The following is a 26,672-nucleotide window of genomic DNA, read 5'->3' as shown; positions in this document are numbered from 1 at the left end:
CCGCCGGGCCCGCCGGTCCCGCGCCCACCACCAGCACATCGAAATGCTTCATGCCGCACCCCCCAGGGTTTGCACCCGCATGCCGGGCGCGCATAGCGTCTGGCACGACAGTTGATGGGCGCGGCCGTCGATGGTCACGCGGCATTCGTGGCACACGCCCATGCCGCACAGGGGAGCACGCGCGGCGCCGCCCACCGCGCGCCGGGTCAAGGCCACGCCGTCGCACGCCAGCGCAATGGCGGCGGCCACGGTCACGCCGGCCGGCACGTCGATGGTGCGCGCGTTGATCGTCAAGGCAAAACTGGAGCTGGCGGCGGTCATTGGAAGCGGTGCGGTAAATAGGGGTGATAAGGAATGCGCGAACTTTCGCCCTGCATTTGCGCGGCGAGCAGCTGCGCCGTGGCCAGCGCGGTGGTGATGCCCAGACCTTCGTGGCCGGTGGCCAGCCACAGGCCGCGCCGCGCACTGGAGGGGCCGATCAGCGGCAGGCCGTCCGGGGTGGCGGCGCGCAGACCGGTCCAGCAGCGCAGCACGTGGAGGTCGGCCAGCGCCGGTGTCAGGGTGGCGGCGTGGCGCAGCATGCGCGCCAGCATGGCCGGCTCCACCGCCGGATCGACGGTGTCGAACTGGCGCGAGGATCCGATCAGGATCTGGCCGGTGGGACGCGGTTGCAGGTTGAAGGCCACCGAGTCGCCACTGGCTGCATGTGCGCTCTTGATGTAGCCCAGCTCCACCAGCTGGTGCCGCACGAAACCCGGATAGCGGTCGGTAATGGCCAGGTGACCCTTTTTAGGCTGCACCGGCAGCTCGGGCAGCAGCGCGCGCGAACCGGTGCCGGCCGCCAGCACGATGTGCTGCGCCTCGCAGCGGGCGCCGTCGTCCAGCACCACCGCGTGGTCTTCGATGGCGGTCACGCGCGCGCGACGGGTCACGGCGCCGCGGCGCATGGCGCGGTCGAGCAGCAGGCGCGTGCTCTTGGGGGCGTACACCAGGCCGTCGCCGGCCACCAGCAGACCGCCGGCAAGACCCGGCCGCAATTGCGGCTCACGCGCATACAGTTCGGCCGGCGAGAGCATGGTGCAGTCCAGGTTGAAGGTGGACAGCGTATGCGCCTTGGTGCGTGCGACCGCCAGTTCCTCTTCGTCGGCGGCCACCCAGATGGTGCCGCAGTCGCTGTATTCGTGGCGTTGCGGACGGTCGCCCACCAGGTCGCGCCACAGCGACACCGAGTAGGACGTGAGCGCCAGTTCGGGCAGGTTGTCGTCCATGACCACCAGGTGGCCCATGCCGGCGGCGCTGGCGCCGCCACCGACCGTGTCGTGCTCGATGACCGCCACCCGCAGCCCGCGCTCGGTCAGCGCATCGGCACAGGCGGCGCCGACGATGCCGGCGCCGATGACGATGGCGTCGACATCGCCGTCGATCACGTTCATCAAATGCCCCAGGCGTAAGGATCGTCCGGGTCGAGCACCAGGTGCGCTTGCGACGTGACCCAGGCCCGGCCCCGGATCGACGGCACCAGCTTGCCGTCGAGCTGGCGGTACGACGCTTCGAACACGCTGCCGATCACGCTTTCCTGCTTCCACACAGCGCCTTCGGCCAGCTTGCCGTCGGCCGCCAGGCAGGCCAGCTTGGCGCTGGTGCCGGTGCCGCATGGCGAGCGGTCGTAGGCCTTGCCGGGGCACAGCACGAAACTCTGGCTGTCGGCGCCGGTGCGCGAAGGGCCGAACAGTTCGATATGGTCGATCACCGCGCCGTTGTCGCCGGTGATGCCGGCGTTGGCCAGGGCGGCGCCCACGGCAACGCTGTAGCTGGTGAGCGCCTCGATATTGCCGATATCAATGTCGAGCCCATGACCGTCGGCCAGGAAGAACCAGTTGCCGCCGTACGCGACGTCGCCGGTGACGGCGCCGTGGCCCGGCACCTCGACGGTGACCGCCTGGTGCGTGCGGCGGGCGGGCACGTTCTCGATGGTGACGCTGCCGTCGTCGTGCAGCACCGCTTCGACCACGCCGGCCGGCGTGTCGATGCGGTGGCGGCCGGCGCCGATGCGGCCCATGAACGAGAGCGACGCCACCAGGCCGATGGCGCCATGGCCGCACATGCCCAGGTAGCCGACGTTGTTAAAGAAGATCACGCCGGCCACGCAGTCGGGCGCATGCGGTTCGCACAGCAGTGCGCCCACCAGCACGTCGGAGCCGCGCGGCTCGCACACCACCGCCGTGCGGAACTTGTCGTAGTCTTGCCGAAAGCGCGCCAGGCGTTCGTCCAGCGGGCCGGCGCCCAGTTGCGGACCGCCGGCAGTGATCAGGCGGGTCGGTTCGCCGCCCGTATGGGAATCGATAATCGAGATAAGTTTCATGCCGCGATGGTAGGCTTGCGGGCCTGCGCTGTCTTGCATCGGCTAAGCATGATGGATGACGAAATCTGCACAACTGGTAAAAATTGCCAAAAATCGCGGGACGATGTGGCGCGATGCTGGCACAATCGGCACCATGCACAATCACGACATCGAAAACCGTCACCACGACGCTGCACGCCGCATGGTAGCTGGGACCATCGCCGATCCGTTCTTTGCCGAAGCACTGTTCGACGCGCTGCCGGACGTGGTGTTTTTCGTCAAGGATGAACGCGGCCGTTACGTTGTGGTTAACCAGACGCTGGTACAGCGTTGCGGTCAGCGGCACAAGTCTGCGCTGCTGGGGCGCTCGGCGGATGAGCTGTTCAGGGCGCCGTTCGGCCAGACCTTCCTGGCGCAGGACCAGGCGGTGCTGGCCGGCGGCCACGACATCGAAGACCAGCTGGAACTGCACCTGTATCCCAGCCGCGATCCCGGCTGGTGCCTCACCCGCAAGACCGCCCTGCGCGACGCGGCGGGCCGCATCGTGGGCCTGACCGGCATCTCGCGCGACCTGGCGATGGCGGACAAGAAAAATCCCGCCTACCGCAAGGTGGCGGCGGCGGTGAACCTGATCCAGGAGGCCTACGGCGAGCCGCTGCCGCTGGCGGCGCTGGCGCGCACGGCCCATATGTCGGTGGCGCAGATCGAGCGTTACTTCCTGCGCATCTTCCACCTCACGCCGCGCCAGATGATCATCAAGACCCGGGTGGAAGCGGCGTCGCGCCTGCTGGCCGGAGACGCCAGCGTGGCCGAGATCGCCCAGGCATGCGGCTATGGCGATCATTCGGCATTTACCCGCCAGTTCAAGGCTACGACAGGCTTCACTCCCACCCAATTCCGCCAGCTGTAGAGCAGGCGCTCTTGGAAATAGCTGTATCCGCCAGCTCCACCCGGTTGCGTCCCAGCTGCTTGGCGCGGTACAGCGCCGTATCGGCCGCGCGGAGGAAGTCGGCGATGCAGTGCCTGTCGTGCGGGACGATGATCGCCACGCCCAGGCTGACCGTCAGCACCCCGAACGGGGAGTGCGGGTGCGTCAGTTTCAGGCCGGCGATGGCTTCGCAGATCAGGCCACCCATCGCCAGCGCGTGCTCCTCGTTGCCGGCCTGGGCGATGATGGCGAATTCCTCGCCGCCGTAGCGCGCCACCAGGTCGCCGGTTCGGCGCACGCGCCGCGTCAGCTCGGCCGCCACCTGGCGCAATACGTTGTCGCCGGCCTGGTGGCCGTAGTAGTCGTTGTACTGCTTGAAGTGGTCAACGTCCAGCATCGCCAATGCCAGCGGCTGCCCGGTGCGGCGGGCGCGGCTCCATTCGGCGGCCAGCATCTCGTCGAAGTGGCGGCGGTTGGCAATGCCCGTCAGGCCGTCGGTGGCGTTCATGGCCGTCAGGCGGTGGTTCGATCGCTCAAGCTCGCGCGTGCGTTCGCGCACCCGCCGTTCCAGCTCGCGCTCGCGCGACTGCAGTTCGCTGATCAGGACCGCGAAGCCGATGCCGATCATGGCCAGGGTGAGGATGAATTCCTGCGCCCGCACCACTTCCAGGTGCACCGGCACGGCGCCGAACGGCTGCAGCCCGGTGGTCATCATCATGGCGGTGGATAGCGACACCAGCGCCACGAACAGCGTGGTCAGGCGCATCCCGAAGCGGAAGGCGATGACGGCGGCCGCCGGCAGCAGCAGCGTGGGCGTGACCGACACGCCGTCGATTGCGCCGCCATGGGCGGACAGCACGGCTGCCGCCAGCAGCAGGGCGCCGGCCAGGATGGCGCCATCAAGGCGGGTCAGGCGCAGCCGCTGGTAATGGCGGCCCGAGAGCGCCAGCAACAGCGGCGTGTAGATCAGCAGGCCGAGGCCGTCGCCGAACCACCACAGGCGCGCCAGCGTGAAGTAGGGCGTGGTCGAACCATACTGCTGCAGCACCAGCGCGGCGGCCAGCCCGGCCAGCATGGCCGCCAACACCGGGCCGGCCACGAAGAACTTGACGAAATCTTGCAGCCGCTGCAGGCGCGGCGAGGCTTCATACCGGCGCATGAGGGCATACGTGGTGAGAACTTCGAGCTGGTTGACAAGGCTGAGCAGCAGCGCCATCTGCCAGCCGAACGCTGGAAGGTTGGCGGCGACGTCGGAGGCGAAGGTGAGGGCGCACAGCAGCGGCGCGCGACGGCCGCGAAAGCGCAGCAACGCCGCCAGCAGCACGGCGTTGGGCAGCCACACCACCACCGCGTTTTCCGGCGTGACGGCGCAAAAGAACGTCAGCTTGACGCTGGCGAAGTGGAACAGGGGTAGCAACAGGCAAACCAGCCAGCCCGGCTGCCCCCGGCGTAAGGAACGGGCAATCATCATGTGCGATGATTGCCCGGCAGGCGTACCGGTGTCAAATTCCGGTCGCGCCGCCTGTGGCTATCGATCCACTACCAACTTGTCGCCAACGTAGGCGCGGTAGTGGCGGATGCGGCCCGTGACGCCCTCCGGTCCCTGGCGCGGCGTGTAGCGCATGCCGGCCACGGTGTCGGTCTTGCCCAGGTCGATGATGATGCGGTGCGGGTGGCCGGTGGTTCTGGCTTTACCGCTGTACGCCGTGTGCCAGTGGTCGGTGTTCTGGCCGTTGATGGCGTTCAGGGCGCCGCCGTCTTCCTTGCTCACCTCTTCGCTATCGACAAAGGCGATGGTCCAGTTGGACTGGTTGAGCGTCTTGCCGTCGGGGCCCAGCAAGGCCAGTTCGGCAATCGCGGCGAACTGCTTGCCGTCGAAGGCGTCGAGCGACTCGAGGCAGAACTGGCGGCCGGTGGCGGGCTGCGCGAACATCACGTCCTGGGTGGCGGCGCCGCGCTGGAACTCGCCCTCGTGCACCGGTTTCACGCCATCGAGCTGGGCGCGCGCGGTGCTCGGTGGCCGTGGCAGGTCGCGGTCGGGTTTCAACTGGTCGAGTACCGGGGTTTTCAGGCCGGCGCTGCGCGCCACCTGCGGGCCGGTCAGGTCGAGTACTATCACTTCATTGGCGCCGCGCTTGAGCCACGGGCCGGGCAGGTACATGGTTTGCGTGGGACCGATGCTCCAGTAGCGCCCCAGGCAGCGCCCATTGACCCACACGATGCCCTGGCCCCAGCTGGACATGTCGAGGAAGGTGTCGCCGGTGGTAGCCACGTCGACGCTGGCGCGCCAGAAGGCCGGGCCGGCGGTGCGGCCGGTTTTCCAGGCCAGCGGCGGCAGCACCGCGTCGGCGTCGAAATCGATGGCGCGGATGTCCCAGTTTTCCAGGGGCTGGCCGGCCAGCGTGACCGGGCCGTGCATGCCCTTGCGGTCGTGGATCTCCACGCCGAAGTTGACCCGGGCGATGGTGTAGAGCAGGATCTCGAGCGTGACCGGCTTGCTGCGCGCGGGCAGATCGACCTTGAAGCGGCGGTAGCGCGTATCGAGCGTGCCTGCCAGCTTGCCGTCGACGTACACCCAGGCCAGGTCGCGCACCTTGGCCGCTTCCAGCGTGGCGGCCGGACCGGCGGGCAGGGTGATGCGGTACGAGACGATGCCACGGCTGATGTCATACGCCTCCAGCGGCTGTGGCGAGACCGCCTTGATCACCTTTGGCGGCAGCGCGGCAAACACCGACGCCGACTGCTTGAACGAAAACGGCGCGATGGCGATCACCGGGTTGTGGGCGGGGGCCGGCGGCAGCGTCTCGCCAGGCAGCAGGAATGGCTTGATGCCGTTGCGGTAGGCCTGGAACTTTTCGCCCATCCAGCCTGCCTCGCTGATCGGCGCGTCGTAGTCGTAGCTGCTGGTATCGGGCCGGAACGGCCGGTCGCAACCGCCCCACAGGCCGAACGACGTGCCGCCGTGCGCCATGTACAGGCTGAACGAGCCGTTCATCTTGAGCATGTTCTGGATGTCGGCCACGGCGCGGTCGGCCGGACCGCGCTTGTGCGGCGAGCCCCAGGTATCGAACCAGCCGGAATAATATTCGCCGCACATGCGCGGGCCTTTTTGCACCTGGTCCAGCGCCTTGAAGCCGGCCGCCGGATCGCTGCCGAAGTTCGCCACCGAGAACAGTTCCTTGATGTGGGTCTTGACCACGGCGTTGGTGGGATTGCACTGGAACAGCGGCACATCGAAACCGCCGTCGATCAGCACCTGGCGCATGGCGCGCATGTAGTCGAGGTCTTCGCCGAAGAAACCGTATTCGTTCTCGACCTGCACCATCAGGATCGGGCCGCCGTGGGTGATCTGCTGCTGGCCCAGCACGCGGCCCACTTCCTTCATCCAGCGCTGCGCCGGCGCCATGAAGGCAGCGTCGCGGGTGCGCAGGAAGCTGTCGCCGGGGTGCTTGAGCAACCACCATGGCAGGCCGCCCATCTCCCACTCGGCGCACGCGTATGGACCCGGGCGCAGGATTACCCACAGGCCTTCCTGCTGCGCCAGGCGGCAGAACTCTGCGGCGTCGCGCTGGCCGGCCCAGTCGTATTTGCCTTCGCGCCATTCGTGGTAGTTCCAGAACAGGTAGGCGCACACGGTGTTCAGGCCCATGGCCTTGATGGCTTTGAGGCGATGGCCCCAGTACTCGCGCGGCACGCGGGCAAAGTGCATCTCGCCGCAGCGGATTTGCAGGCGCTGGCCGTCGAGCGTGAAGTCGGTGTCGGTAATCGCGAAGCGCGGCGAGCCGGCGGCATGCACGGTGGCGGCAAACGGCAGCAGCAGGCCGCCGGCGGCGGCACTGAGTTCTGCCACCCGGCGCAGCACGCGGCGGCGGCCGGGGGAGGTGATAGGTGTGTAGGTCGTCATCTTAATAGTTTACCGGGTAATCCTTGGGGAAGCGGGCGCCCGCGAACGCTTTTTTCTGGGTCCAGTCCTGCGCAGGGGCAGTCCAGTAGGTGTCGGTAGGCGCCAGGCCCAGCGGCAGCAGGCTGGCCGAGGCAATGTACATGCTGCCGTTGTTGGAGTACCAGTCGCCCAGTTCGGGCTGGTGGCCGACAAAGCCGATGGTCAGGTAGCCGTCCCTGGTGAAATTGCCGGGGGCGGTCCAAACCGCCTTGTGCACCGCCTGCAGCGCGGCGCGCACCTGGCCTTCGGGCAGGCTTTGCGGCAGCTGCTTGCGCAGCGCCAGTAGCGCCAGTGGCTGGAACGCCGCCGTGCGGTAGGTGAGCGAGCGGCCGATCGGCGGGAAGCTGCCGTCGGTGGAAATGAAGCGCTCGAGGTGCTCGCTGAAGCGCTGCATGCGCTTGACCGCCTGTGCGCGCAGCTCGTCCGGTTTGCCGTTCCAGAACGCGCCCTTTTTATCGTCGAGTACATCGAGGATCTCGACCAGCATCGGGTGCATCACAAAGGCGTTGTAGTAGTCGAAGTGGAAGGCGTCGCCGTCCTTGATCCAGCCGTCGCCCACGTACCACTCGTTGATCTTGCGGATCGCCACGTTCATGCGCAGCGGATCGAATTCTTCGCCGATCGACATCAGCCACGCTTCGTTCATGGCGGAAAACAGCATCCAGTTGATGTACGGCGGCTCGATGCGGCGCAGCGACTTGATCTCGGCGATGATGCGCTGCTTTGTGGTAGCGTCGAGCGGCTCCCACAGTGCTTTCGGCGCGCGCATCAGCGCATTGGTGAAGTAGGCCGAATCGACCAGGGTCTGGCCCGGGCCTTTCCACAGCAGGTAGTCCGGGTTGGCGGGATCGACCGAGTTGGTATAGCTTTGCAGCGCCATTTGCTGCAGGCGCTTGCGGGTGCGGCCTTCCGGCGTGCCGTCGTCGGCCAGGGCCAGCCACGGCGCGATGCCGGCGATCAGCCGGCCGAAGCATTCGAGGTAGGCCACGCCCTTGTCGCGGCCATCCCAGGTGGGGCTCACTTCGAGCGCGAAGTTTTTCTTCAGGGTGCCGGCGGCCATGTTTGACAGCACCGGCTCGCTCATTTTCTGCGCCAGCGCGGCCAGTTCGGCACGCGACTTGTCCGTTACCGGCTTGGCCGCTGCTGCCGGTACTGGCTTGGTGGCGGCGCCGGCCACCTGCGCCACGCCCAGCATGGCGCCCGCCGAACCGGCAGCCAGGGTCTGTATGAAATTACGTCGTTCCATCGTGTCTCCGTTTTATTTTCTGAGCAAGCGGACCATCTCCGACGACGCCAGCAGATAGGCCCCCACACCGAACGGCGTGGTCGAATTCTGGTCCACCACCTGGCCCGGAATCGCCCGCTCGCCGATCGGCTGCACATAGCCTATCTTGCCATCGGGTTGCAGCGCAACCTTGGACAGGTAATTCCAGCCACGGCGCACCACCGGCAGGTATTCTTCGCGATCGAGCACGCCGTGGTTGATGCCCCACAGGTAGCCATAGACGAAGAACGCGGTGCCGCTGGTCTCGGGCCCCGGTGCATGGGCGGCGTCGAGCAGGCTGCGGGTCCAGTAGCCGTCCGGCGTTTGCGCTTTCTTCAAGGCCTCGGCCATGCCCCGGTACTTGGCGACGTATTCGGCTCGGTGCGGGTCGTCCTGCGGCAGGTCTTGCAGCACCTTGGCCAGGCCGGCAAACACCCAGCCGTCGCCGCGCGACCAGAAGTCCTTCTTGCCGTTGGCGCTCTTGTGCTTGGGGTACACGTAGCGCGCATCGCGGTAGTACAGCTTTTCGTCGCTGTCGTACATGATGCTGTTGGCATACTCGAAGTACGTGTGCAGCTTGTCCAGGTAGAGCCGATTGCCGGTGATTTTGTACAGCTTGGTCATCACCGGCATCACCATGTACAGGCCGTCCGACCACCACCAGTAATCGTTCTGCGCAGTGCTCATCTGGTATTCCATCACCTCGCGCGCGCGGGCGATCTTGCGCGGATCTTTTTGCGCGTCGAGCTGATACAGGTCGGCGTAGGTCTGGAAGGCGATCTGCCAGTCGCCGAACAGCACGTGTTCGTCGGTTTCGCCATACTGGTACTTCCACTTGCTCCTGTCGGTGGACTTGGCGCCCTGCCAGGCATTGTGCACAGCCCAGTCCTGCGAATACTGGCGGTAGCGCGCATTGCCGGTGACCTGGTAGGCCTCCATGTTGCCGGTGTGGTAGGCGGCGATGTCCCAGAATGCCCACTGCTGCGGCTTTTCACGCGCCTGCCAGTAGTCGTTGACCTTGGTGATGATGGCGAGCACCTCCTGCTCGGAAGTGTCGATGGCCGGCGCATTGGCATTGCCAGTGGCGCAGCCGGCCAATGCCAGCGTCAATGGCAGCGCGACTGCGCCTGCAATGAATGAACGTCTGATCACAGTTTCCCCCGGATGCCGAACTTGATGGTGCGGCCATCATATTTTGCATAGTCCATGCGGGTTTTCTTGCCGCTGCCGTACTGGCCGCTGGCGTCCTCGAAGTAATCGTAGGCCAGCGTGTTGGACAGGTTCAGTGCGTCGACGCGGAACTCCAGGTTTTCGCTGATCTTGTAGCTGATGTTGGCATCGAGGTAGCCACGCGCCGCGCGCCAGCGTATCAGGTCGTCGCCGAGGTTGCGCGGGTTGTCGCCGTTGAGCGCCTTGCCCTTGTAGTTATAGGACATGCGCATGGCCAGCGGGCCCTGCTCGAAGTACAGCGTGGTGCTGTAGGCGTACTTCGGCACCGAGTTGACCTCGATCTCGCGGCCGGCGTTGGTCACCCACCTGGCGCTGTTGAAGGGATCGATATGGGTGTAGCTGGCCAGCGCGCCCATGCCGTCGAACGGCTTGGGCAGGAAGCTGAACGCCTGCTGGTAGGCCAGCTCGTAGCCCTTGAGCTTTTGCTTGCCGGCGTTGGTGTAGCTGCGCAGTGTCATTGCCAGGTTGGGGTCCACGCGGCCGCTGGCGTCCTGGAACAACGGTCCCAGCGCGGTGTCCGGCAGGCCCAGCGAGCCAAAGGTGACCAGGCGCGTGTTGGCCACGGTGGCGTCGGTCAAATCCTTCTGGAAGATCGCCGCCGACAGCAGGCTGCCCGGCTTGAAATACCATTCCAGGCCGGTGTCGAGGTTCTTCGATTGCTGCGGGCGCAGGTTGGGATTGCCCGACGTGGCCGAGTTGTCGAACTGGTTCGGGATCACGGTTTGCGCAGCGATGATCGACAGTGAGGCGCGGGTGATGGTCTTGCCCCACGACGCGCGCCACATCAGGTTCTCGGTCACGTCGAACGCTGCGCTGACCGATGGCAGCACATTGCTGTACGAACCCTGCTCGTGGTTGGCGCCGTACACCAGGCTGGTGCCCTGCTGCTTGAAATTGTCGATCTTGGTGTCGGTTTTCGAGTAGCGCACGCCGGCGTTGAAGCGCAGTTCGCGCTCGCCGATCTTGCCCTTGAAGTCGGACTGGATGAAACCGGTCTTGACGTTTTCTTCGGCAGCGAAGCTTTGCGACGGCGTGAAGGTCGATGCCGGGTTGTAGGTGTTCGGGTTGAAGTTGTTGTAGAAGTAGTTGCTGTCCCATGTGCTCCAGGCCTTGGGCCAGCCGCCGCCGATGTCGAGGTTGTCGATCGGGAGCTGGCTGGTCATGCCGCTGCGCAGGCCGGCCGCGCCGATGCGGTTGAGCTGGGCGGTGGCCAGCGCGGTGCCGTTACGCTTGTTGACATCCTTGCCGGTAGAGACATACACCAGGCCCGCCTTGAGCTTGCCGGTCCACTCGCCGGGCAGGTCGTAGTCCCAGTCGGCCACCACGCGCGCCTGCTTGCCCTTGTCGGTTTCCTTGGTCCAGCCGGTGCCGATGGTGAAACCGCTCCAGTTGTTCGGATCGGTGTAGCTGGTCGGCGACGAGATCGACGGATACACGTGGTCGCTGCCGTAGTCGATGGTCGACTGGGCGCCGTAGATGTAGCCGGCCAGCTGGCCGGTGGCGCTGGTGGCCGAGCTGTGATTGAGGCTGGCCTGGCCGGTCAGGGTGAACTTGTCGCTGACCTTCCAGCTGCCGTTCAGGGCGCCGTAACCGAACTCGGTTTCATCTTCGGTGTAGATGGCGCCGCCGTTGTAGGTGGTGTTGGCGAAGGTGCCGGTCAGCAGGTTGCTCGATGGATCGATCTTGACGTTCACCGGGATCAAACCGTTGTTGCCGTTGGCGCCGGCGGGCAGGGCGCGGTTGGTGGTGGCGGTGCTGCGGATCAGGATGCCGAACACGTTTTCCTTGCGGGTGTTCTCGAGCTTGGAATACATGGTGTCGAAGCTGACGTTGACGGTCGGTGTCTTGTATTGCAGCGACGAAACCAGACCGTCACGCGTGCGCTCGTTTTCCGAGCCGTAGAAGCGGTAGATGCGCGGCAGCAGCGCCTTGTCGATCTGCTCGCGCGTGTAGCCCGACAGGTTGGCGCGCGGATCGTCGTAATCGAGTTTTAATGCGAAGTTGCCCTGGACCGGATTCTGGCTGCCGTTGAACGAGCTGTTATAGCCGCCGGTGGCCTCGAAACCGGAACGGGTGTTGACGTTACCCGAGTGCGACACGCCCACCAAAAAGCCCAGGTTGTCCCAGGTGTTCGAGTACAGCGCGAAGCCGTTCGGATCGTGGTTCTTGGAGTTGGTGTTGTAGGTGTCGGTCAGGCCGTAGCGGATGGTGCGCTTGGGGTTGTCGAACGGGCGCGGAGTTTGCAGGTCCACCACGCCGCCCAGGCCACCTTCGGTCAGTTCGGCCAGCGGCGATTTATAGAAGTCCACGCGGCCGAACAGTTCGGACGCGAACACGTCGTAGTTGAAGCCGCGCCGCGCACTGCCGATGGTGGAGGTCGAGGTGGTGTTGATCGGCGCGCCGTTCAGGGTGGTGACCGAGTAATCGGACGGCAGGCCACGGATCGACACGCGCTGGCCTTCGCCCGACGAGTCGTCGCGCTCGAGGATCACACCTGGCACGCGTTGCAGCGATTCGGCGACGTTCGCCTCGGGGAATTTGCCGATGTCCTCGGCCACGATCGAATCGCGCACGCCGATCGACTGGGCTTTCAGATTCAGTGCCTTTTGCAGGCTGGAGCGAAAGCCGGTCACTACCACGGTATCGACCTTGGCTTCGGCCGGCGGTGTCGCCTCGCTGGTGGGGGCTGCCGGCGCGGCTTGCTGCGCCAGCGCCGTTGGCGCATACATGGCCGCCAGGGCCAGCGGTATCACGGTCTCCAGTATTTTCTTTTTCATTTTTATATCCTCAGTGTTTGACGTCTGGGCTGCCTGGGCAGTGCCCGGCTTTATCAAGACTAAGTCACCTGCCGAACATACGGCAACAGCCGAGGGCGACGGTGTTGCGTGAAAAATGGTGGCACCGTGAGCGCGCTGTTGAGTGCGTAATTGCCCCATAGCTGCGGCGTTGACTGGGATAGTGACTTGCAGTCGCATACCGCTGCTGATCGTATCGTCACGAAACAATCAAGGGCGTGAGCAATTGCGCACCGAGGTATGACGACTTCGTATAGGTGAACGCAAATTTTCTATAGCCGGTGTGGGGTAAATGTCACGGCAATCAATTGCATGATTTTTCATTAATTTTCATGAAGAAACTTTCTTCGAGGCGATAATTAATCGATAATTGCGGATTTTGCAATAAAGAAAATCTCAATGAAAACAGCCATCCCGCTGCTGGCGGCCGAAATCGTTGCAGTCGCCGCCTTCGGCCTGCATGGCGCCGTGCTCGCACAACCGGCGCCCGCAGCCGCCGTGAAAGCCGAGCCGCACAAGCCGTCGTCCAGGGACATCATCGAGGTGGAAGTGAACGGCGCCACCGACTACGATCCGCGCCGCGACGACACCGCCAGCAAGACCGTGATACGCCAGGACGAGATCCTTAAATACGGCGACACCAATGTCTTCGATGTGCTCAAGCGCGCGCCCGGCGTGACCGTGATCGGCGAAAGCATCCGCATGCGCGGCCTCGGTAACGGCTATACGCAGGTGCTCGTCAACGGCGAGCGCCCGCCAGCGGGCTTCAACCTGCAGACGGTGGCGCCCGAGCAGATCGAGAGGATCGAGGTGGTGCGCGCCGCCACTGCCGAGTTTTCCACCCAGGCGATCGCCGGCACCATCAATATCGTGCTGAAAAAAGTGGTGAGCAAGCCGCAGCGCGACATGCGCCTGGGCGTCGGTCATTCGGGCCTGGTCAAGCGCGCCTCCGCGCTCGGTACGCTGGCCGACCGCAGCGGCGACCTGTCGTATTACCTCTCGGTATTCCTGCTGCGCCATGACAGCAGCAATCCCGCCACGTTCACGGAGCAACTGGCGTCCGGCGATGGCGCGGTGCTGCAACAGCGTGACAGCACCATCGCCAACGAGTCCCGGCTGTCCTTGCTGGGGATGGAGCCGCGCCTGAACTGGAAGCTCGCCAACAACGGCCAGTTGAACTGGAGCGCCTCGGTGGGCGTCAACCGCTTCGACAGCGACCAGGCCTATCGCTACGGCAACCAGGTCGGCAGCTTTCCGGCGCCGAATTTTGTGTTCCGCGATGGCGCCAGCGAGAACCGGTCGTTGTACGTTTCCACCAACCTGAACTGGGTCACGCAACTGGCCGGCGGCAAGCTCGATACCACGCTCACCGCCACCCACAGCAATGGCCGCGCGGACAGCGACTGGGCGTCGAGCACGGCCAACCGCCAGCGCACGCTGCAACGCGACACCGACAGCGACACGCGCAGCAACTCGGTGCGCAGCAACGGCAAGTACACGCGCACCGTGTTCGACGACCACGCGCTGGCCACCGGCTGGGAAGCGAGTCGCCAGCGCCAAAGCGAAGACCGCCAGCGGGTGGAAGGCTTTACCGGCAGCGTGCCGCTGATCTTCGACGAGCGCTTTGCGCCGCAGGTGGTGCAGGTGGCCGCTTTTGCGCAGGACGAGTGGAATGTCACGAAGCAGTGGTCGATGTACCTGGGCGCGCGCTGGGAAACCATCCGCACCGACAGCGCCGTCAGCGGCCAGCCGGACACCAGCTCGCGCAACCACGTGCTGAGCCCCATCGCCCAGACGCTCTACAAGTTCCCGGACAAGAGCGGCCGCCAGCTGCGCCTGGCCCTCACGCGCACCTTCAAGGCGCCGACGGTGGGCCAGTTGACGGCGCGCCGCAACGAGGCCGATCTGAACACGCGCTTTACCGCGGACAGCAGCGGCAACCCCGATCTCAAGCCCGAACTGGCGACCGGGGTGGATGCGACCTACGAACATTTCTGGGCGCCGGGCGCCACCTTCTCGGCCACCGCCTCGACCCGCCACATCACCGATTACATCCGCACCACCTTGTCGCAGGACAGCGGCGGGCGCTGGCTGTATCAACCGGTCAACGATGGCAAGGCCGATGTGCGCGGCCTGGGCCTGGAGGTGAAATTCCCCTCGAAGCTGGTGTGGCCGGCCTGGCCGGCGCTCGATCTGCGCGCCAGCGTCAACCGCAACTGGTCGCAGGTGCAATCGGTGCCGGGACCGGACAACCGGCTCGACCAGCAGGTGCCGCTCACCGCCAACCTCGGCGTCGATTACAGGCAGGGCGCTTACACCACCGGCGCCAGCCTGGCGTACCGCTCCGGTGGACCGGCGCGCATCTCGGCCGAACAAAGCACGCGCCTGCAGGCGCGCAGCGACCTCGATGCCTACCTGTTGTACAAAGTCAGTCCCACGGTGCAGTGGCGCTTCACCGGCAAGAACCTGCTGGCGCACGACGGCGCCACGTATTCGCGTTACGCCGACCGCAATGGCGTGAGCCAGAACTGGCGCCGCAGCGACAGTGCGCGCGAGTGGTCGGTGAACCTGGAACTGAAACTGTGATGGGGATGGCCAGGGCATGGCCGGCGCGATGCTTCACGGCACCCTGATGGTGCAGGCGCACAGACGCCGTGCGGGTGGTATCGCGTGCCAGCGCTGCGGCTGGTAGCGCCGCTGGTAGTGCACGAGCGGGGTGGCCTTCCAGGCTAGTCGTTGCCGTTATAAATCGCTGCCTCGAACAGTTGTCGCGGCCGACGCTGCGGCGCCTCGTACTCGAACTCGATCAGCGCATCGTTGCCCCATTGCGTGCTGGCGATGGGCATGCGGTACAGGTGGTCCTTCGACTCTTCGCTTGCTTGCAGCGGCACGCGCCGGCTTCCCTCGACGATCCACGCGCCGCTGGTGGCGGTCCATGGCCGATGCCATATGGCCTTGCTGGGCCGCTTGCAGCGGTTCCAGCGCCCCGGCGCCCGGCATTTGGCGTCGTATTCCCCGGGCTCGTCCACCATCGCAATGGCGGCGTTGATCTCATAGCGCAGGCGCAGGTCGCCCAGGCGCAACTGGTCGGGCGCCACGGTGCGGGTGTGCACCAGCAGTCCGATCCGCAGGGGGCCTCCCTTGAAGTTGCTGACCAGGTCGGCGTCTCCTTCAAGATCGGGCAACAGCGGCAGCGTGAACAATTCGCCATGCTCGAGGCGTATCGGGAATTCCTGTCCTTGCGCCGTGCGCACGCGCAGCGCAAAATTGGGCGGCAGTTGCATTCCTGCAGGCGGCATCACCGCGAAACGGAAGTCCGCGTCGGGCGCGAGCGCTTTGTGTTTTTCGTAGGCCGCGACTGCCGCGCGCATGGCGCCATAGCTCTTCCATGGCACCGCCCGCAAACCGGTGACGCGGACTACGAACATGACGTCGCCGGCATGGCCCGCGCTTTCTGCGGGAGGGGCGATGGCAATATGCAATGCGTCTGCGGCGCGCCGCACATTGCGCAGCGACTCGGCGTCCGCAGCGCTGCTGTCCAGCCGGGACAAGGCCAGGTTGAGGGTGTCGCTGGCCAGGTCGGCAGTATCGTCGACGATCTCGTCGGCAGCAGCGCCGGCCACTGCCGGCTTTGCCAGTTCTGGCGCGGCCATGGCGATGCCTGGATTTTCCTGAGGCGCTTGCGTACTACTGGCGCTGCCGGCAACTACCGGCTTGCCGTTGCGCTGCTCGTCAGATGAAGACATCCGTCCAATTGCCGGCAGGGCGCCGGGATGGCTCGCCTCCGCAGCCATGCTGAAATAGCGCTGTGCCAGATCGTGATTGCGCACCACGCCATCGCGTCCCAGGTATAAATTGCCCAGGTTGTAAGCTGCCGGTCCGTAGCCGGCCTTGGCGGCTTTGGCAAAGTAGCCGATCGCCTGGTCGGCATTCCTGTTCGCGCCCCCGGCAGATACATACGCTTCCCCCAAGGCATTCAAGGCCGGAATAAACCCGAACTCGGCAGCCTTGGCATACCATCTTTCGGCCTCGGCCCAGTCCGGCTCTGCTTGTTCCCCGAGCAGGTAAATGCGTGCCAGTTCCATGGCTGCATCGATGCGGGCAGTCGTCGCTTCCGGGTGGTGCGGGTTGAAGCGCAGCGTGTCCCGGAACGGATTGAACCGCTCCTCGGCCACAGCACGCAGCCAGCGGATGCCCTGGACAGTGTCCTTTGGCGTACCGAGCCCCTGGCGATGCATATGGGCCAGCATCAGGGCCGCATCGTGGTAGCCGAGTTTCGCATACGCAGCCTCGAACTGCTTCAGCGCTGATGCGTAGTCATGCTTCTCGAAGGCTGCCAGCGCTGCACCCACGCTCTCGTCCTTGGCTCGAATATGGCTCTTTGCACAGGTGATCTTCAAATCGGGATGCGTGACCGGACCACGCAGGCAGTCGCTCAAAATCTTCGCGAACCCGGTGGCCTGGCGTTTGACGATTTTCCTCAACCGCTCCTCGGCAGCCGCCATCGGCTGCCTGGTTGGGCGCGGCGCAGTCACCACAACCGTGCCCGATTGCTGTGGTTCCTGCGCCGACACGGGCGACTGGGCAAACACGACGCCCGGCAGGCCAACGGCCAGCCAGAGCAGGACCACGGCGCCGTAACCATATGATTTTCTACGCAAAGCGCTCTCCCGGAGCGGCAAGTGGGAGTTGATTATAGAACTCGAGGGAAAATACGATGATCGTTTGACTGATTACTGAAGAAGGCGAGGGCGTGCCAAACGAAAAAGCCGCCGACTCTTGCGAATCGGCGGCTCTTGGAATTTTGGTGGTGATAGGTGGACTTGAACCACCGACCCCAGCATTATGAATGCTGTGCTCTAACCAACTGAGCTATATCACCTGCAACGCGAAGCATTATGAGGGTTGGCGCTTTTTCTGTCAACGCTGGTCCAGCGATTTTTTTGAAAAAAGTGAATTTCGCGGTGAATGCGGAACTTCTATCGTACACCAGTCGTCAAAAGGTTGGCATATTGGTATTCTGGCTGCGGGGACACGATGGTTTTCTAATGGGGGCTGCATGGCGACCAACATCTTTATCAACCTGCCGGTGCGCGACTTGCCGGCGTCGATCAAATTCTTTACCCACCTCGGCTATTCCTTCAACCAGCACTACACCGACGACGGCGCCACCTGCATGATCGTGGCCGAGAACATCTTCGTCATGCTGCTCACCGAACAGCGCTTCCAGACCTTCACGCCCAAGACCATCGTCGATGCGCGCACGTCCACCGAGGTGCTGGTGTGCTTGCAGGTCGAGTCGCGCGATGCCGTCACCGCCTTGGTAGGCAAGGCGGTCGAAGGCGGCGGCAGCACCTACAAGGCGCCGCAGGACCACGGTTTCATGTACGGCCACGGTTTCCAGGACCTGGACGGCCATTTATGGGAAATCATTTACATGGATAAGGCGCCGCCCACCACCTGAAAGCCGACCCTGGCTGAATCTGGCTGAATCTGGCTGAACCCGGCCGAACCTAGCCGAGCTGGTTTGCCACGTGCGCCAGGATCTCGGCGGTCGGGTCGGACCCCAGGCAATCGACCACCACCCGGTCCGGCATCGAGCGCAGCCACGTCAGTTGGCGCTTGGCCAGCTGGCGCGTGGCGATGATGCCGGTCTCGCGCATGGTCTTGTAGTCGATCGCGCCATCGAGGTATTCCCACGCTTGGCGGTAGCCCACGCAGCGCATCGAGGGCAGGCCCGGGTGCAGGTCGCCGCGCCGGCGCAGCCGTTGCGTTTCCGTGATCAGGTTGTCGTCCGCTGCTTCGTCGAGCATGATGTCGAAACGGCGTTCGATGCGCTGGTGCAGCACGGCGCGGTCCGACGGTTCCAGCGCCAGCGGCAGCAGCTCGAACGGCAGCTCGGTCTTGTCGCGCAGGGCCAGCAGCTCCGACATCGGCTTGCCGGCCAGCGTGCAAATTTCCAGCGCGCGCTGGATGCGCTGGGCGTCGGCCGGCGCCAGGCGCGCGGCGGTTTCCGGGTCCAGCGCTGCCAGCCGCGCGTGCATGGCGGGCCAGCCGATGCGGGCGGCATCATCTTCGAGCTGGGCGCGCAGGGCAGGGTCGGCGCCGGGCAGGTCGTCCAGGCCATCGGCCAGTCCCTTGAAGTACAACATGGTGCCGCCGACCAGCAGCGGCAGCTTGCCGCGCGCAACGATGTCGTCCACCAGCTGCAAGGTCGCCTTGCGGAACTGCGCCACCGAGTACGAATCGAGCGGGTCGATGATGTCGATCAGGTGGTGCGGCACGGCCGCCAGTTCGGCGCGGGTGGGCTTGGCGGTGCCGATGTCCATGCCGCGATAGACCAGGGCCGAATCGACCGAGATGATCTCGGACGGAATGCGCGCGGCTATCGCCAGCGCGGACGCGGTCTTGCCCGACGCGGTCGGGCCCATGATGGCGACCGCCAGCGGTTTACTTGCGATGTCACTCATTATTGGCCACGTAAAAACAGCTTGTCGAGCGCGCCGATTTCCACCTGCACCCAGGTGGGGCGGCCGTGGTTGCACTGGTCGGCGCGTTCGGTCTTTTCCATCTGGCGCAGCAGCGCGTTCATTTCCTGCACCGCCAGGATGCGGTTGGCGCGCACGGCGGTATGGCAGGCGAGGGTGCCGAGCAGCTCGTTCTGGCGCTCGATCAGCACCCGCGAACCGCCGAATTCGCGCACGTCGCGCAGCACGTCGCGCGCCAGCGTTTGGGCGTCGGCGTTCTTGAGCAGCACCGGCACCGAGCGCACCGCCAGCGTGGTGGGCGAGAGTGCGGCAATGTCGAAGCCCAATGCCTGCAAGGTTTCCTGGTGTTCGTGGGCGGTGCCCACTTCCACCGCGTCGGCATAGAAGGTGACGGGGATCAGCAGCGGCTGCACCTGCATCGCTTCGCCTGCCACGCGGCTCTCGAGCGCGGTCTTCAATTGTTCGTACAGGATGCGCTCGTGGGCGGCGTGCATGTCCACCAGCACCAGGCCTTTCGCATTTTGCGCCAGGATGTAGATGCCGTGCAGCTGCGCCAGCGCGAAGCCGAGCGGGAATTCTTCCTGCGCCATGGCGGCAGCCGAGACGGTGAACGGGCTGCTTTGCGGCAGGGCCATGTCGGTTTCTGCGCGGTAGCTGTCCACGCGGCCGTTGCCGCCGAACAGGGCGCCATACTTTTCAGTGCTTTGCGCCACGCCACCCTCGGGCTGGCCGTAGCGCTGGCCGCCGAAGCCGGCGCCGGCGAAGCTGCCAGCGCCGTCATTGCCGGTGCCGGACAACGCACCGGACGACCCTGACGAGCCGCCAAACGGCGAAGGCGAAAACGTCGGCGAATAATCTGGCGCCAGCAACGGCCCGAACGACGTCTGCTCGCCGCGCCAGGTGGCGCTGGTCAGCGTGTCAGCCGCCGGCAGCGGCGACGGCACGCTGCCGTGCGACGTGGCCGAGGTTTGCGCCAGCGCGCGCTGCACCGCGTGGAACACGAACTGGTGCACCGCGCGGCTGTCGCGGAAGCGCACTTCGATTTTCGACGGGTGGACGTTGACGTCCACCAGCGCCGGGTCGAGTTCGAGCGCCAGCGCGTACGACGGAAAGCGGTCGCCGTGCAGCACGTCCTGGTAGGCGGCCTTGACCGCGTGCACCAGCACCTTGTCGCGCACGAAGCGGCCATTGACGTAAAAGAACTGGCCGTCGGCGCGCGCCTTGGAGGCCGTCGGCAGGCCGGTGTAGCCATGGATGCGCAGCGGGCCTGCGGTCTCGTCGATGGGCAGGCGCGCCTCGGCAAAGCCTTCACCGAGGATTTGCGCGCTGCGGCGGGCCATGTCGCACACGTTCCAGTGGTCGATGGTGCGGCCGTTGTGGGTGAGGCTGAACGAGACGTCGGGGCGCGCCAGCGCAATGCGGCGCACGACCTCGGCGCAGTGACCAAACTCGGTCTGCTCGGATTTTAGAAACTTGCGGCGCGCCGGTGTATTGAAATACAGGTCCTGCACGTCGATGGTGGTGCCCAGCGCGCCGGACGACGGCGCCACCGTGCCTTCGTGCGAGCCGACCAGTTCCCATGCGTGCGGCGCGTCGGCCGTGCGCGAGGTGAGGGTGACGGCCGCCACCGAGGCGATCGAGGCCAGCGCCTCGCCGCGAAAGCCGAGCGTGCCCACGTTTTCCAGGTCGTGCAGCGACGAGATCTTGGACGTGGCATGGCGCGCCAGGGCCAGCGGCATCTGCTCGGGGGGAATGCCACGGCCGTTGTCGGTGATGGCGATGCGTTTGACGCCGCCTTCCTCCAGCCGCACGCTGATTTGCGTGGCGCCGGCGTCGAGCGCGTTTTCCAGTAGTTCCTTGACCACGGCGGACGGCCGCTCGACCACCTCGCCGGCGGCGATCTGGGAGATCAGTTGGTCTGGCAAGGCCTGGATCGGGCGCGCTGCAGCGGCCTGGCGGGGGGCGGTATCGGGGGCGTTCATGCCCCGATTATAACTGTTTGCGCCATGGCTTCGCCCGATCAGGGCGCGGTTGGCGGCTCCGCCTTCCAAGCCTGGCGCAGCAGCGCCAGGAATGGCGGGGCGGGCGGCACGGCGATGGTGTCGATGCCGTGGACCGCGATGGCGGGCGTCCACGAGTTCATCACCACCGCGCCCGTGAAGGCGGCGACATCGGCCGGCGTAAGGTCCTGCTCGCGCTGCGGCACGCCCAGCCGTTGCAACTGGCGCCGCACGATCTGCATCGTGGTCCCGGCCAGCATCGATCCCCGCGGCCAGACCACGCAGCGGCCGTCCCAGAACGCCAGGTTCCAGATCGAGCCCTCGGTCAGGCGCCCGTGGCGGTCGCGGAAAACCGCGTCGTCGTACCCGCGTGCGGCGGCCGCGCGCAGGTACCAGGTCTTGGCCACCTCGCCCACGTGTTTCAACTCGGGCAGCACGCGCTCGTGCTGGAATGACGCCAGCCGCAGCGGGCCTGCCGGGCCGTCCGCTGGCGCGCTGGTGCGCACCAGCAGTGCCGGCGTGGCGTCTGGCCCGGCCACGGTGAATTCGCCGGCGGGCGAGTACACGGTGGCGGTAAGCGACACCTCGGCCGGCCCCTGGCGCAGGGCGGCGCGCAGGCAGGCGCGGATATGATCTTCAGGCAGCGCCTGGCCGTACAGCGCCAGCGAGGCGTCGCGCAGGCGCTGCAGGTGCAGGTCCAGGCCGCGCACCAGGCCGCCGCGCACCTGCATGGCGGTGAAATGCGCATAGCCGGCAAACGCCAGCGACGCCAGGTGGCCGGCCGCTGCCGGCTGGCCGTCGCGTTCTACGGTAAAAAAGGTCATGGCATGCTCCGATCATTAAGTGCCATGATTATTCCAGCACGCGGCCGCCCCGGGAAACGAGTAATATCGCTGGCATCTACAAGTAAAACTTAACGATCATGTCCCGCATCCTGCCCGGCACCCGCGCCTTGCGCACCTTCGAGGCGGCCGCCCGCCACCTCAACTTCACCCGCGCTGCGGCCGAGGTGGGCCTGACGCCGGCCGCCGTCAGCTACCAGATCCGCGAAATCGAAGAGCAGCTGGGCTTTGCGCTGTTTGCGCGCACCAGTCGCACCATCGCGTTGACGCCGGCCGGCGCGGTTTTGCTGGAAGCGAGCGTAGAGGCGCTGGGCACCCTGCACCGCGCCGTGGGCCGGGCACAAAAGCTGGCGCGCGGCGCCGGCCAGTTGCGGGTGTCGCTGGGTGCGCGGTTCGCCACCAACTGGCTGTTGCCGCGCTTGCCGCAGTGGCGGGCGGCGCAACCGCACATCGACCTGACGTTCGACATCACCGACCAGGTGCGCGACTTCGACGCCGACGCTATCGACGTGGCGGTGCGCTTCGGCGCCGGCGCCTGGCCGCGCGCGGTGGCGCACCGGCTGTTCGACGCGACCATCATCCCGGTGTGCAGCCCGCGCCTGCTGGCGCAGGGGCTGCCGCTGCGCACGCCGCGCGACCTGCTCGCGCACACGCTGTGTCACGTCGATTGCCAGGTCGATGGCGTACCGTGGCCCGGCTGGGGCATGTGGCTGGCGGCAGCCGGTGTCGAGAACTTCGACGAGCGCCGTTGCCTGGCCTTTGCCGATTCAAGCCACGTGGTGCAGGCGGTGATCGAGGGCGGGGCGGTGGGATTGGTGGAGCGCGACATGGTGGCTGCCGAACTGGCCGATGGCCGGCTGGTGCGCCTGTTCGACATCGGCGTGCGCATGGCGCCGCAGTATGCCTACCACCTGGTGCATGCGGCCAGCAGCGGGCAGGACGCCCGCGTGCTGGCTTTCAAAGCCTGGCTGCTGGCGCAGGCAGGCTGTAAGGATTAGTGCGCCGGCGGACGCACCCGCACCGGAATCGGCGCATTGCACAGCTCCACGTAGTTGGCCGCGTACTTGTTCCACGGCCCGCCGCGATTGCGCTGCGCTTCGATCACTTCCTGGTAGATCGGCGCTTCGCTGCGCATCACTTCCAGCTGCACGCGCTCGGCGGCCGGCACGTCGGACGCCACCCGCACGCGGGTGATCGGCATCCTGGCTTCGTCGGCACCGTAGAAGCCCATCGTTTGCGATCCACGCGGCAGCGACGACAGCAGCTCCATGCCCGACACCACGCGGCCCACGGCCGTGATGTTGCGGTCGAGGTGGCGCGGCGCGTGGCCGGTGATGGCGTACAGCTGCGAACCGTTGCCGCTGTCGGTGTCGGTGTCGCGCGCCACGCCCACGGTGGCGTAGCAGTGCGCTACCCAGGTGGTATTGGTCTTGGGATCGCGCCCGACCGGGAAGCCGCGCGAGTGGCCGATCTCGGGCGCATAGCCGTCGGCGTCCTGCTGGCGCACAAAGTGTTTGTCAAAGCTCATCGGCACGGTGAACTCGCCCGGCACCTTGGCCTTGGCCGAACCGAGCGACTTGGGGCTCTTTTCGTTGGCGTCGCCCCACTGCGCCACGTAGTTGTCCTGCGAACGCATCATGGACAGGCCGTCGAAGTATTTTTCGCGCACCAGGGTCTTGATGTTGGCGGCGTTTTGCGGCGCGAAGTCGGCCGCCAGTTCGATCACCACGCGGCCCACCGGCAAGTCCAGGTAGAGCGTATTGGTGGGATCGAGCGGGCGCCAGTCGTCGGCCTTGGACTGCTTGACCAGGTCCGCCACCGTGGGCTTGACCGGCAATTCGGCCGCCATGGCCGAGGTCAGCAGGCACGCAGACGCCGAAAACAGCACAGCTTTACTTAACAACGGGTTAAACAGCATCCTGATCTCCTGGTTTGAAACAAACCCGCTTGCTGCGGGCGTGCCGACGATTGTAAACTGCCGTGAGGGGCCGAGGAAACTTAGACCGGCAGCAGCAGCGGTGGTGTATGATTCCGGCGCACACTTTACAGGAAGAATATGGATTTTATGCAATTCTTCGACATGCTGCTCCATGTCGATAAGTCATTGGCAGTAGTGATCCAACAATACGGCACGCTGGTTTACGTGGTGTTGTTCGCAATTATTTTCTGTGAAACCGGGCTGGTTGTGCTGTTCTTCTTCCCCGGCGACAGCCTGTTGTTCATTGCCGGCGCTTTCTGCGCCACGGGCGACATGAATTTGCTGTTGCTAAATGTGCTACTGGTCACCGCCGCCGTCACCGGCAATACCCTCAATTACAAGATTGGCGGGGCCATCGGGCAACGCGTGTACACCCACGACTATCGCTGGCTCAACAAGGACGCCATGCGCAAAACCCACGATTTCTTCGAAAAGCATGGCGGCAAGACCATCGTGCTGGCGCGCTTTGTGCCGGTGGTGCGCACGTTCGCGCCGCTGGTGGCGGGCGTGTCCGAGATGCCGCATGGCCGGTTCCAGCTGTACAACATCAGCGGCGCGCTGCTGTGGGTGGTGTCGCTCACCACGGCTGGCTACTTCTTCGGCAACATCCCGGTTGTGCGCGACCACCTGTCGGAAATCGTGATGGTGGCGATCGGCGTGGTGATGATTCCGATCCTGCTCGGCGGCGCATGGCGACTCGGAAGACGCGTGATCGGACGCTGAATCGCGTTTCACAAACTTATGCTTTCGACACGCTGCAAAACGCTGTAGCGTGTCCCCGCAGAAATATATCCCGTTGCCAGACCTCAAGTTTTTCCCAAATGCATCCGTAAACCAGAAAGTAAATGTTACTTCTGGAACCGTATGCGCCTGCTTCTCTCCCTGATTGCCTGCTGTTGTTGCGCTGCCGTGTCGGCCAATGACAAGCAGATCGATCCGCTGATATCGCCTTCGTCGAAGACGCCTTTGTCGACGCTGGCTGGCGCGCGCGCGTACGGTGGCGGTGCGGTGGGTTTGACCACGAGCACGCCGCCGGGCAAGGTGCCGGCCGGCAAGGAAGCGGCTGCCAAGGAGGCGCCGGCCCAGGATGCCAAAGAGGCCAGGGGCGCGTCGGCAGCGGGTGCACGCAAGAGCGCCGAGCCGGCCAGCGACCCGGAAGCGGACCTGTCGGCCAAGATCGCCGCACGCCTTGCCGCCATGCGCGCCACCCAGCAGGCCCGCGCGGCCGCCGCAGCGGCCAATGTCAGAAAGGCCGCTGCCGCCAAGGCTGCCGTGGCAGCGATCCCGCCGCCGCCCAAGGTCTACAGCAATGTCTGGTCATACGAGGGCGAGGCCGGTCCCGCCAACTGGGCCAAGACCAATCCGGCGTGGGCCAAGTGCGGCACCGGCAACCGCCAGTCGCCGATCGATATCCGCGACGGCATGCGGGTGGACCTGGAACAGATCAATTTCGACTACCACCCGTCGTCGTTCAACGTCACCGACAACGGCAAGACCGTGCAGGTGATGGTCGGGCGCGGCAATTTCCTCAACGTGGGCAACCGCATGTACGAGCTGGTGCAATTTCACTTCCACCGCCCGTCGGAGGAACGCATCAACGGCAAGGGTTACGAGATGGTGGTGCACCTGGTGCACAAGGACAGCGAAGGCCGCATCGCCATGCTGGCGCTGCTGCTCGAACGCGGCAAGGTGCAGCCGGCGATCCAGCAGGTGTGGAACAACCTGCCGCTGGAAAAAATGGAGACCATGGCCCCGGCCGAATCGCTCGATCCGATGGACCTGCTGCCGGCGCGGCGCGAGTACTACACCTTCATGGGATCGATGACCACGCCGCCCTGCGAAGAGGGCGTGCTGTGGCTGGTGATGAAGGAACCGATCACGGCGTCGCCGGCGCAGATGGCCTTCTTCAGCCGCCTGTATCCGTACAATGCGCGGCCGGTGCAGCCGAGTTCCGGGCGCATTGTCAAGGAATCGAACTAACCCGCACGTCTTCCGGGGTTCAGATGCCGATGCGGTGGCGGCCGGTCCACTGCGCGCCGGCGGCCAGCGGCTGCTGGTCCACGCGCGCCGGTTCGATGCACACGAAGCGCTGGTATTCGTCGTCGGCCAGGTCCACCAGTGCGGCCGCATCCACCGGGCCCGGGTTCCACACCACCCATTCGGTAAAGCCCTGCTGCGACAGGTTGAACGTGGTGCTGGCCGTGTTGAGCATCAGCGTGGACGTGGACTGGTACAGGCGGTCGTGCTTTTCATTGAAGTGCAGCGCCGGGTAATCCTGGATGCGGGTATTGAGCTCGTGGTCAGTGTATTGCTGGTGCTGCAGGCCGCTGATCGTCGTGGCGTTCAGCTGACCGACGTCGTAATAGGTGTGCAGCGCGACGCCGAACGGGAACGGCGCCGCGCCCGTGTTACGCACGGTGAAACCGGCTTCGAGCGCATTGCCGTGCAAGGTGAAGCGCAGGGTCAATGCAAACTGGTGCGGCCAGGCCTGTGCGTGTTCCGGCGCCAGGTCGCTCTGGTCCAGCACCAGCTCCACGAACGCGCTGCCGTTGTCGCCGCCGCTGTCGGCCAGGCGCCAGGTGGACACGCGCGCAAAACCATGGCGCAGGCCGGGACCACGCACATTAAACTGCGGGAAGATGACCGGCACACCGCCACGGATGGCCTTGCTGCCGTCGAGCGGCGTCTGGCTGCTGACGAACAGGCGTTCCACGCCGTCGGCGGTTTTCCAGGACAGCAGGTGGGCGCCGAACAGCGCGACCGTGGCCTGGGCGCCGTCCGGCGCGGTAAATTGCACTGCGGGCAGCGCGCCAAATTGCGTCATCGTGACAGCCATGTGGTTTCCGTGTAAGTGGGTTCAGGT

20 protein-coding genes and 1 tRNA gene are annotated in these 26,672 nt (G+C 65.5%); 6 read left to right on the top strand and 15 right to left on the bottom strand.

Features of this window, described 5'->3' with window-relative positions:
• Positions 1-48: 48 nt before the first annotated feature.
• From DUPY_RS03800 to DUPY_RS03790, 3 genes are read right to left on the bottom strand one after another with little or no spacing between them, the layout of a single operon-like run.
• A complete protein-coding gene (locus DUPY_RS03800; RefSeq protein ID WP_070246511.1) occupies positions 49-321 on the bottom strand; it encodes a (2Fe-2S)-binding protein in 273 nt (90 codons plus the stop codon).
• Positions 318-1,427 (bottom strand): NAD(P)/FAD-dependent oxidoreductase, encoded by a 1,110-nt coding sequence (locus DUPY_RS03795; RefSeq protein ID WP_371851733.1) that lies wholly within the window; start codon positions 1,425-1,427, stop codon positions 318-320. The genes DUPY_RS03800 and DUPY_RS03795 overlap by 4 nt, the downstream gene beginning before the upstream one ends.
• A 5-nt stretch (positions 1,428-1,432) precedes the next feature.
• A complete protein-coding gene (locus DUPY_RS03790; RefSeq protein WP_070246516.1) occupies positions 1,433-2,362 on the bottom strand; it encodes a 4-hydroxyproline epimerase in 930 nt (309 codons plus the stop codon).
• Positions 2,363-2,495: 133 nt separating this feature from the next.
• Here DUPY_RS03790 and DUPY_RS03785 point away from each other — a divergent pair, with 133 nt between their 5' ends.
• Positions 2,496-3,251 (top strand): AraC family transcriptional regulator, encoded by a 756-nt coding sequence (locus DUPY_RS03785; protein WP_070246515.1) that lies wholly within the window; start codon positions 2,496-2,498, stop codon positions 3,249-3,251.
• Here DUPY_RS03785 and DUPY_RS03780 read toward each other — a convergent pair.
• The 5 genes from DUPY_RS03780 to DUPY_RS03760 are packed head-to-tail and all read right to left on the bottom strand — an operon-like array spanning position 3,223 to position 12,483.
• Entirely contained in the window at positions 3,223-4,737 is a 1,515-nt protein-coding gene (locus tag DUPY_RS03780; RefSeq protein WP_070246514.1) for a GGDEF domain-containing protein, read from the bottom strand. The two genes, DUPY_RS03785 and DUPY_RS03780, sit on opposite strands and share 29 nt — an antisense overlap.
• Positions 4,738-4,797: 60 nt before the next feature.
• Complete coding sequence (locus tag DUPY_RS03775; protein WP_070246509.1) at positions 4,798-7,173, bottom strand: beta-galactosidase; 2,376 nt, start codon at positions 7,171-7,173, stop codon at positions 4,798-4,800.
• 1 nt (position 7,174) lies between these two features.
• Positions 7,175-8,458: a DUF2264 domain-containing protein gene (locus DUPY_RS03770; protein ID WP_070246508.1), complete on the bottom strand. Its 1,284-nt coding sequence runs from the start codon at positions 8,456-8,458 to the stop codon at positions 7,175-7,177.
• A gap of 12 nt (positions 8,459-8,470) precedes the next feature.
• A complete protein-coding gene (locus tag DUPY_RS03765) occupies positions 8,471-9,628 on the bottom strand; it encodes a glycoside hydrolase family 88/105 protein (protein WP_229255227.1) in 1,158 nt (385 codons plus the stop codon).
• Complete coding sequence (locus DUPY_RS03760) at positions 9,625-12,483, bottom strand: TonB-dependent receptor (protein WP_070246507.1); 2,859 nt, start codon at positions 12,481-12,483, stop codon at positions 9,625-9,627. The genes DUPY_RS03765 and DUPY_RS03760 overlap by 4 nt, the downstream gene beginning before the upstream one ends.
• 417 nt (positions 12,484-12,900) lie before the next feature.
• Between DUPY_RS03760 and DUPY_RS03755 the strand changes: the two genes are divergently transcribed.
• Positions 12,901-15,087, top strand: a complete 2,187-nt coding sequence (locus DUPY_RS03755) for a TonB-dependent receptor plug domain-containing protein (protein ID WP_070246506.1) — start codon at positions 12,901-12,903, stop codon at positions 15,085-15,087.
• Between the two features lie 143 nt (positions 15,088-15,230).
• Here the strand turns inward: DUPY_RS03755 and DUPY_RS03750 are convergent, their stop codons facing one another.
• On the bottom strand, positions 15,231-17,162 hold the full coding sequence (locus tag DUPY_RS03750) for a tetratricopeptide repeat protein (protein ID WP_141749414.1): 1,932 nt from the start codon (positions 17,160-17,162) through the stop codon (positions 15,231-15,233).
• A gap of 144 nt (positions 17,163-17,306) precedes the next feature.
• A tRNA-Met gene (locus DUPY_RS03745) sits at positions 17,307-17,383 on the bottom strand.
• Positions 17,384-17,560: 177 nt separating this feature from the next.
• On the opposite strand from DUPY_RS03745, the gene DUPY_RS03740 reads away from it, so the two are divergent.
• Positions 17,561-17,965: a VOC family protein gene (locus tag DUPY_RS03740; protein WP_070246504.1), complete on the top strand. Its 405-nt coding sequence runs from the start codon at positions 17,561-17,563 to the stop codon at positions 17,963-17,965.
• A gap of 49 nt (positions 17,966-18,014) precedes the next feature.
• Here DUPY_RS03740 and miaA read toward each other — a convergent pair whose 3' ends face one another.
• From miaA to DUPY_RS03725, 3 genes are read right to left on the bottom strand one after another with little or no spacing between them, the layout of a single operon-like run.
• A complete protein-coding gene (gene miaA, locus DUPY_RS03735) occupies positions 18,015-18,971 on the bottom strand; it encodes a tRNA (adenosine(37)-N6)-dimethylallyltransferase MiaA (protein WP_070246502.1) in 957 nt (318 codons plus the stop codon).
• Positions 18,971-20,971, bottom strand: coding sequence for a DNA mismatch repair endonuclease MutL (gene mutL, locus DUPY_RS03730; RefSeq protein ID WP_070246500.1), 2,001 nt, complete (start codon positions 20,969-20,971; stop codon positions 18,971-18,973). The genes miaA and mutL overlap by 1 nt, the downstream gene beginning before the upstream one ends.
• A gap of 38 nt (positions 20,972-21,009) precedes the next feature.
• Positions 21,010-21,813, bottom strand: a complete 804-nt coding sequence (locus tag DUPY_RS03725; protein WP_070246498.1) for an aminotransferase class IV family protein — start codon at positions 21,811-21,813, stop codon at positions 21,010-21,012.
• Positions 21,814-21,911: 98 nt separating this feature from the next.
• Here DUPY_RS03725 and DUPY_RS03720 point away from each other — a divergent pair, with 98 nt between their 5' ends.
• Positions 21,912-22,829: a LysR substrate-binding domain-containing protein gene (locus DUPY_RS03720; RefSeq protein ID WP_070246497.1), complete on the top strand. Its 918-nt coding sequence runs from the start codon at positions 21,912-21,914 to the stop codon at positions 22,827-22,829.
• On the opposite strand, the gene DUPY_RS03715 is transcribed toward DUPY_RS03720, so the two are convergent.
• Positions 22,826-23,749 (bottom strand): peptidylprolyl isomerase, encoded by a 924-nt coding sequence (locus DUPY_RS03715; RefSeq protein ID WP_070246495.1) that lies wholly within the window; start codon positions 23,747-23,749, stop codon positions 22,826-22,828. The genes DUPY_RS03720 and DUPY_RS03715 overlap by 4 nt on opposite strands.
• Positions 23,750-23,887: 138 nt before the next feature.
• Here DUPY_RS03715 and DUPY_RS03710 point away from each other — a divergent pair, with 138 nt between their 5' ends.
• A complete protein-coding gene (locus DUPY_RS03710) occupies positions 23,888-24,532 on the top strand; it encodes a VTT domain-containing protein (protein ID WP_070246494.1) in 645 nt (214 codons plus the stop codon).
• A gap of 141 nt (positions 24,533-24,673) precedes the next feature.
• Positions 24,674-25,789 carry a carbonic anhydrase gene (locus DUPY_RS03705; RefSeq protein WP_070246492.1) on the top strand — a complete coding sequence of 372 codons (1,116 nt, stop codon included), beginning with the start codon at positions 24,674-24,676 and terminating at the stop codon, positions 25,787-25,789.
• A 19-nt stretch (positions 25,790-25,808) separates the two neighbouring features.
• On the opposite strand, the gene DUPY_RS03700 is transcribed toward DUPY_RS03705, so the two are convergent.
• Entirely contained in the window at positions 25,809-26,645 is an 837-nt protein-coding gene (locus tag DUPY_RS03700) for a D-hexose-6-phosphate mutarotase (protein ID WP_070246490.1), read from the bottom strand.
• Positions 26,646-26,672 lie beyond the last annotated feature (27 nt).

Origin of the sequence: Duganella phyllosphaerae (assembly GCF_001758785.1) — a bacterium.
GTDB classification, from domain to species: Bacteria; Pseudomonadota; Gammaproteobacteria; order Burkholderiales; family Burkholderiaceae_D; genus Rugamonas; species Rugamonas phyllosphaerae.
The sequence above is the reverse complement of the archived record's forward strand: the minus strand, read 5'-3'. Positions and strand labels throughout refer to the sequence as shown.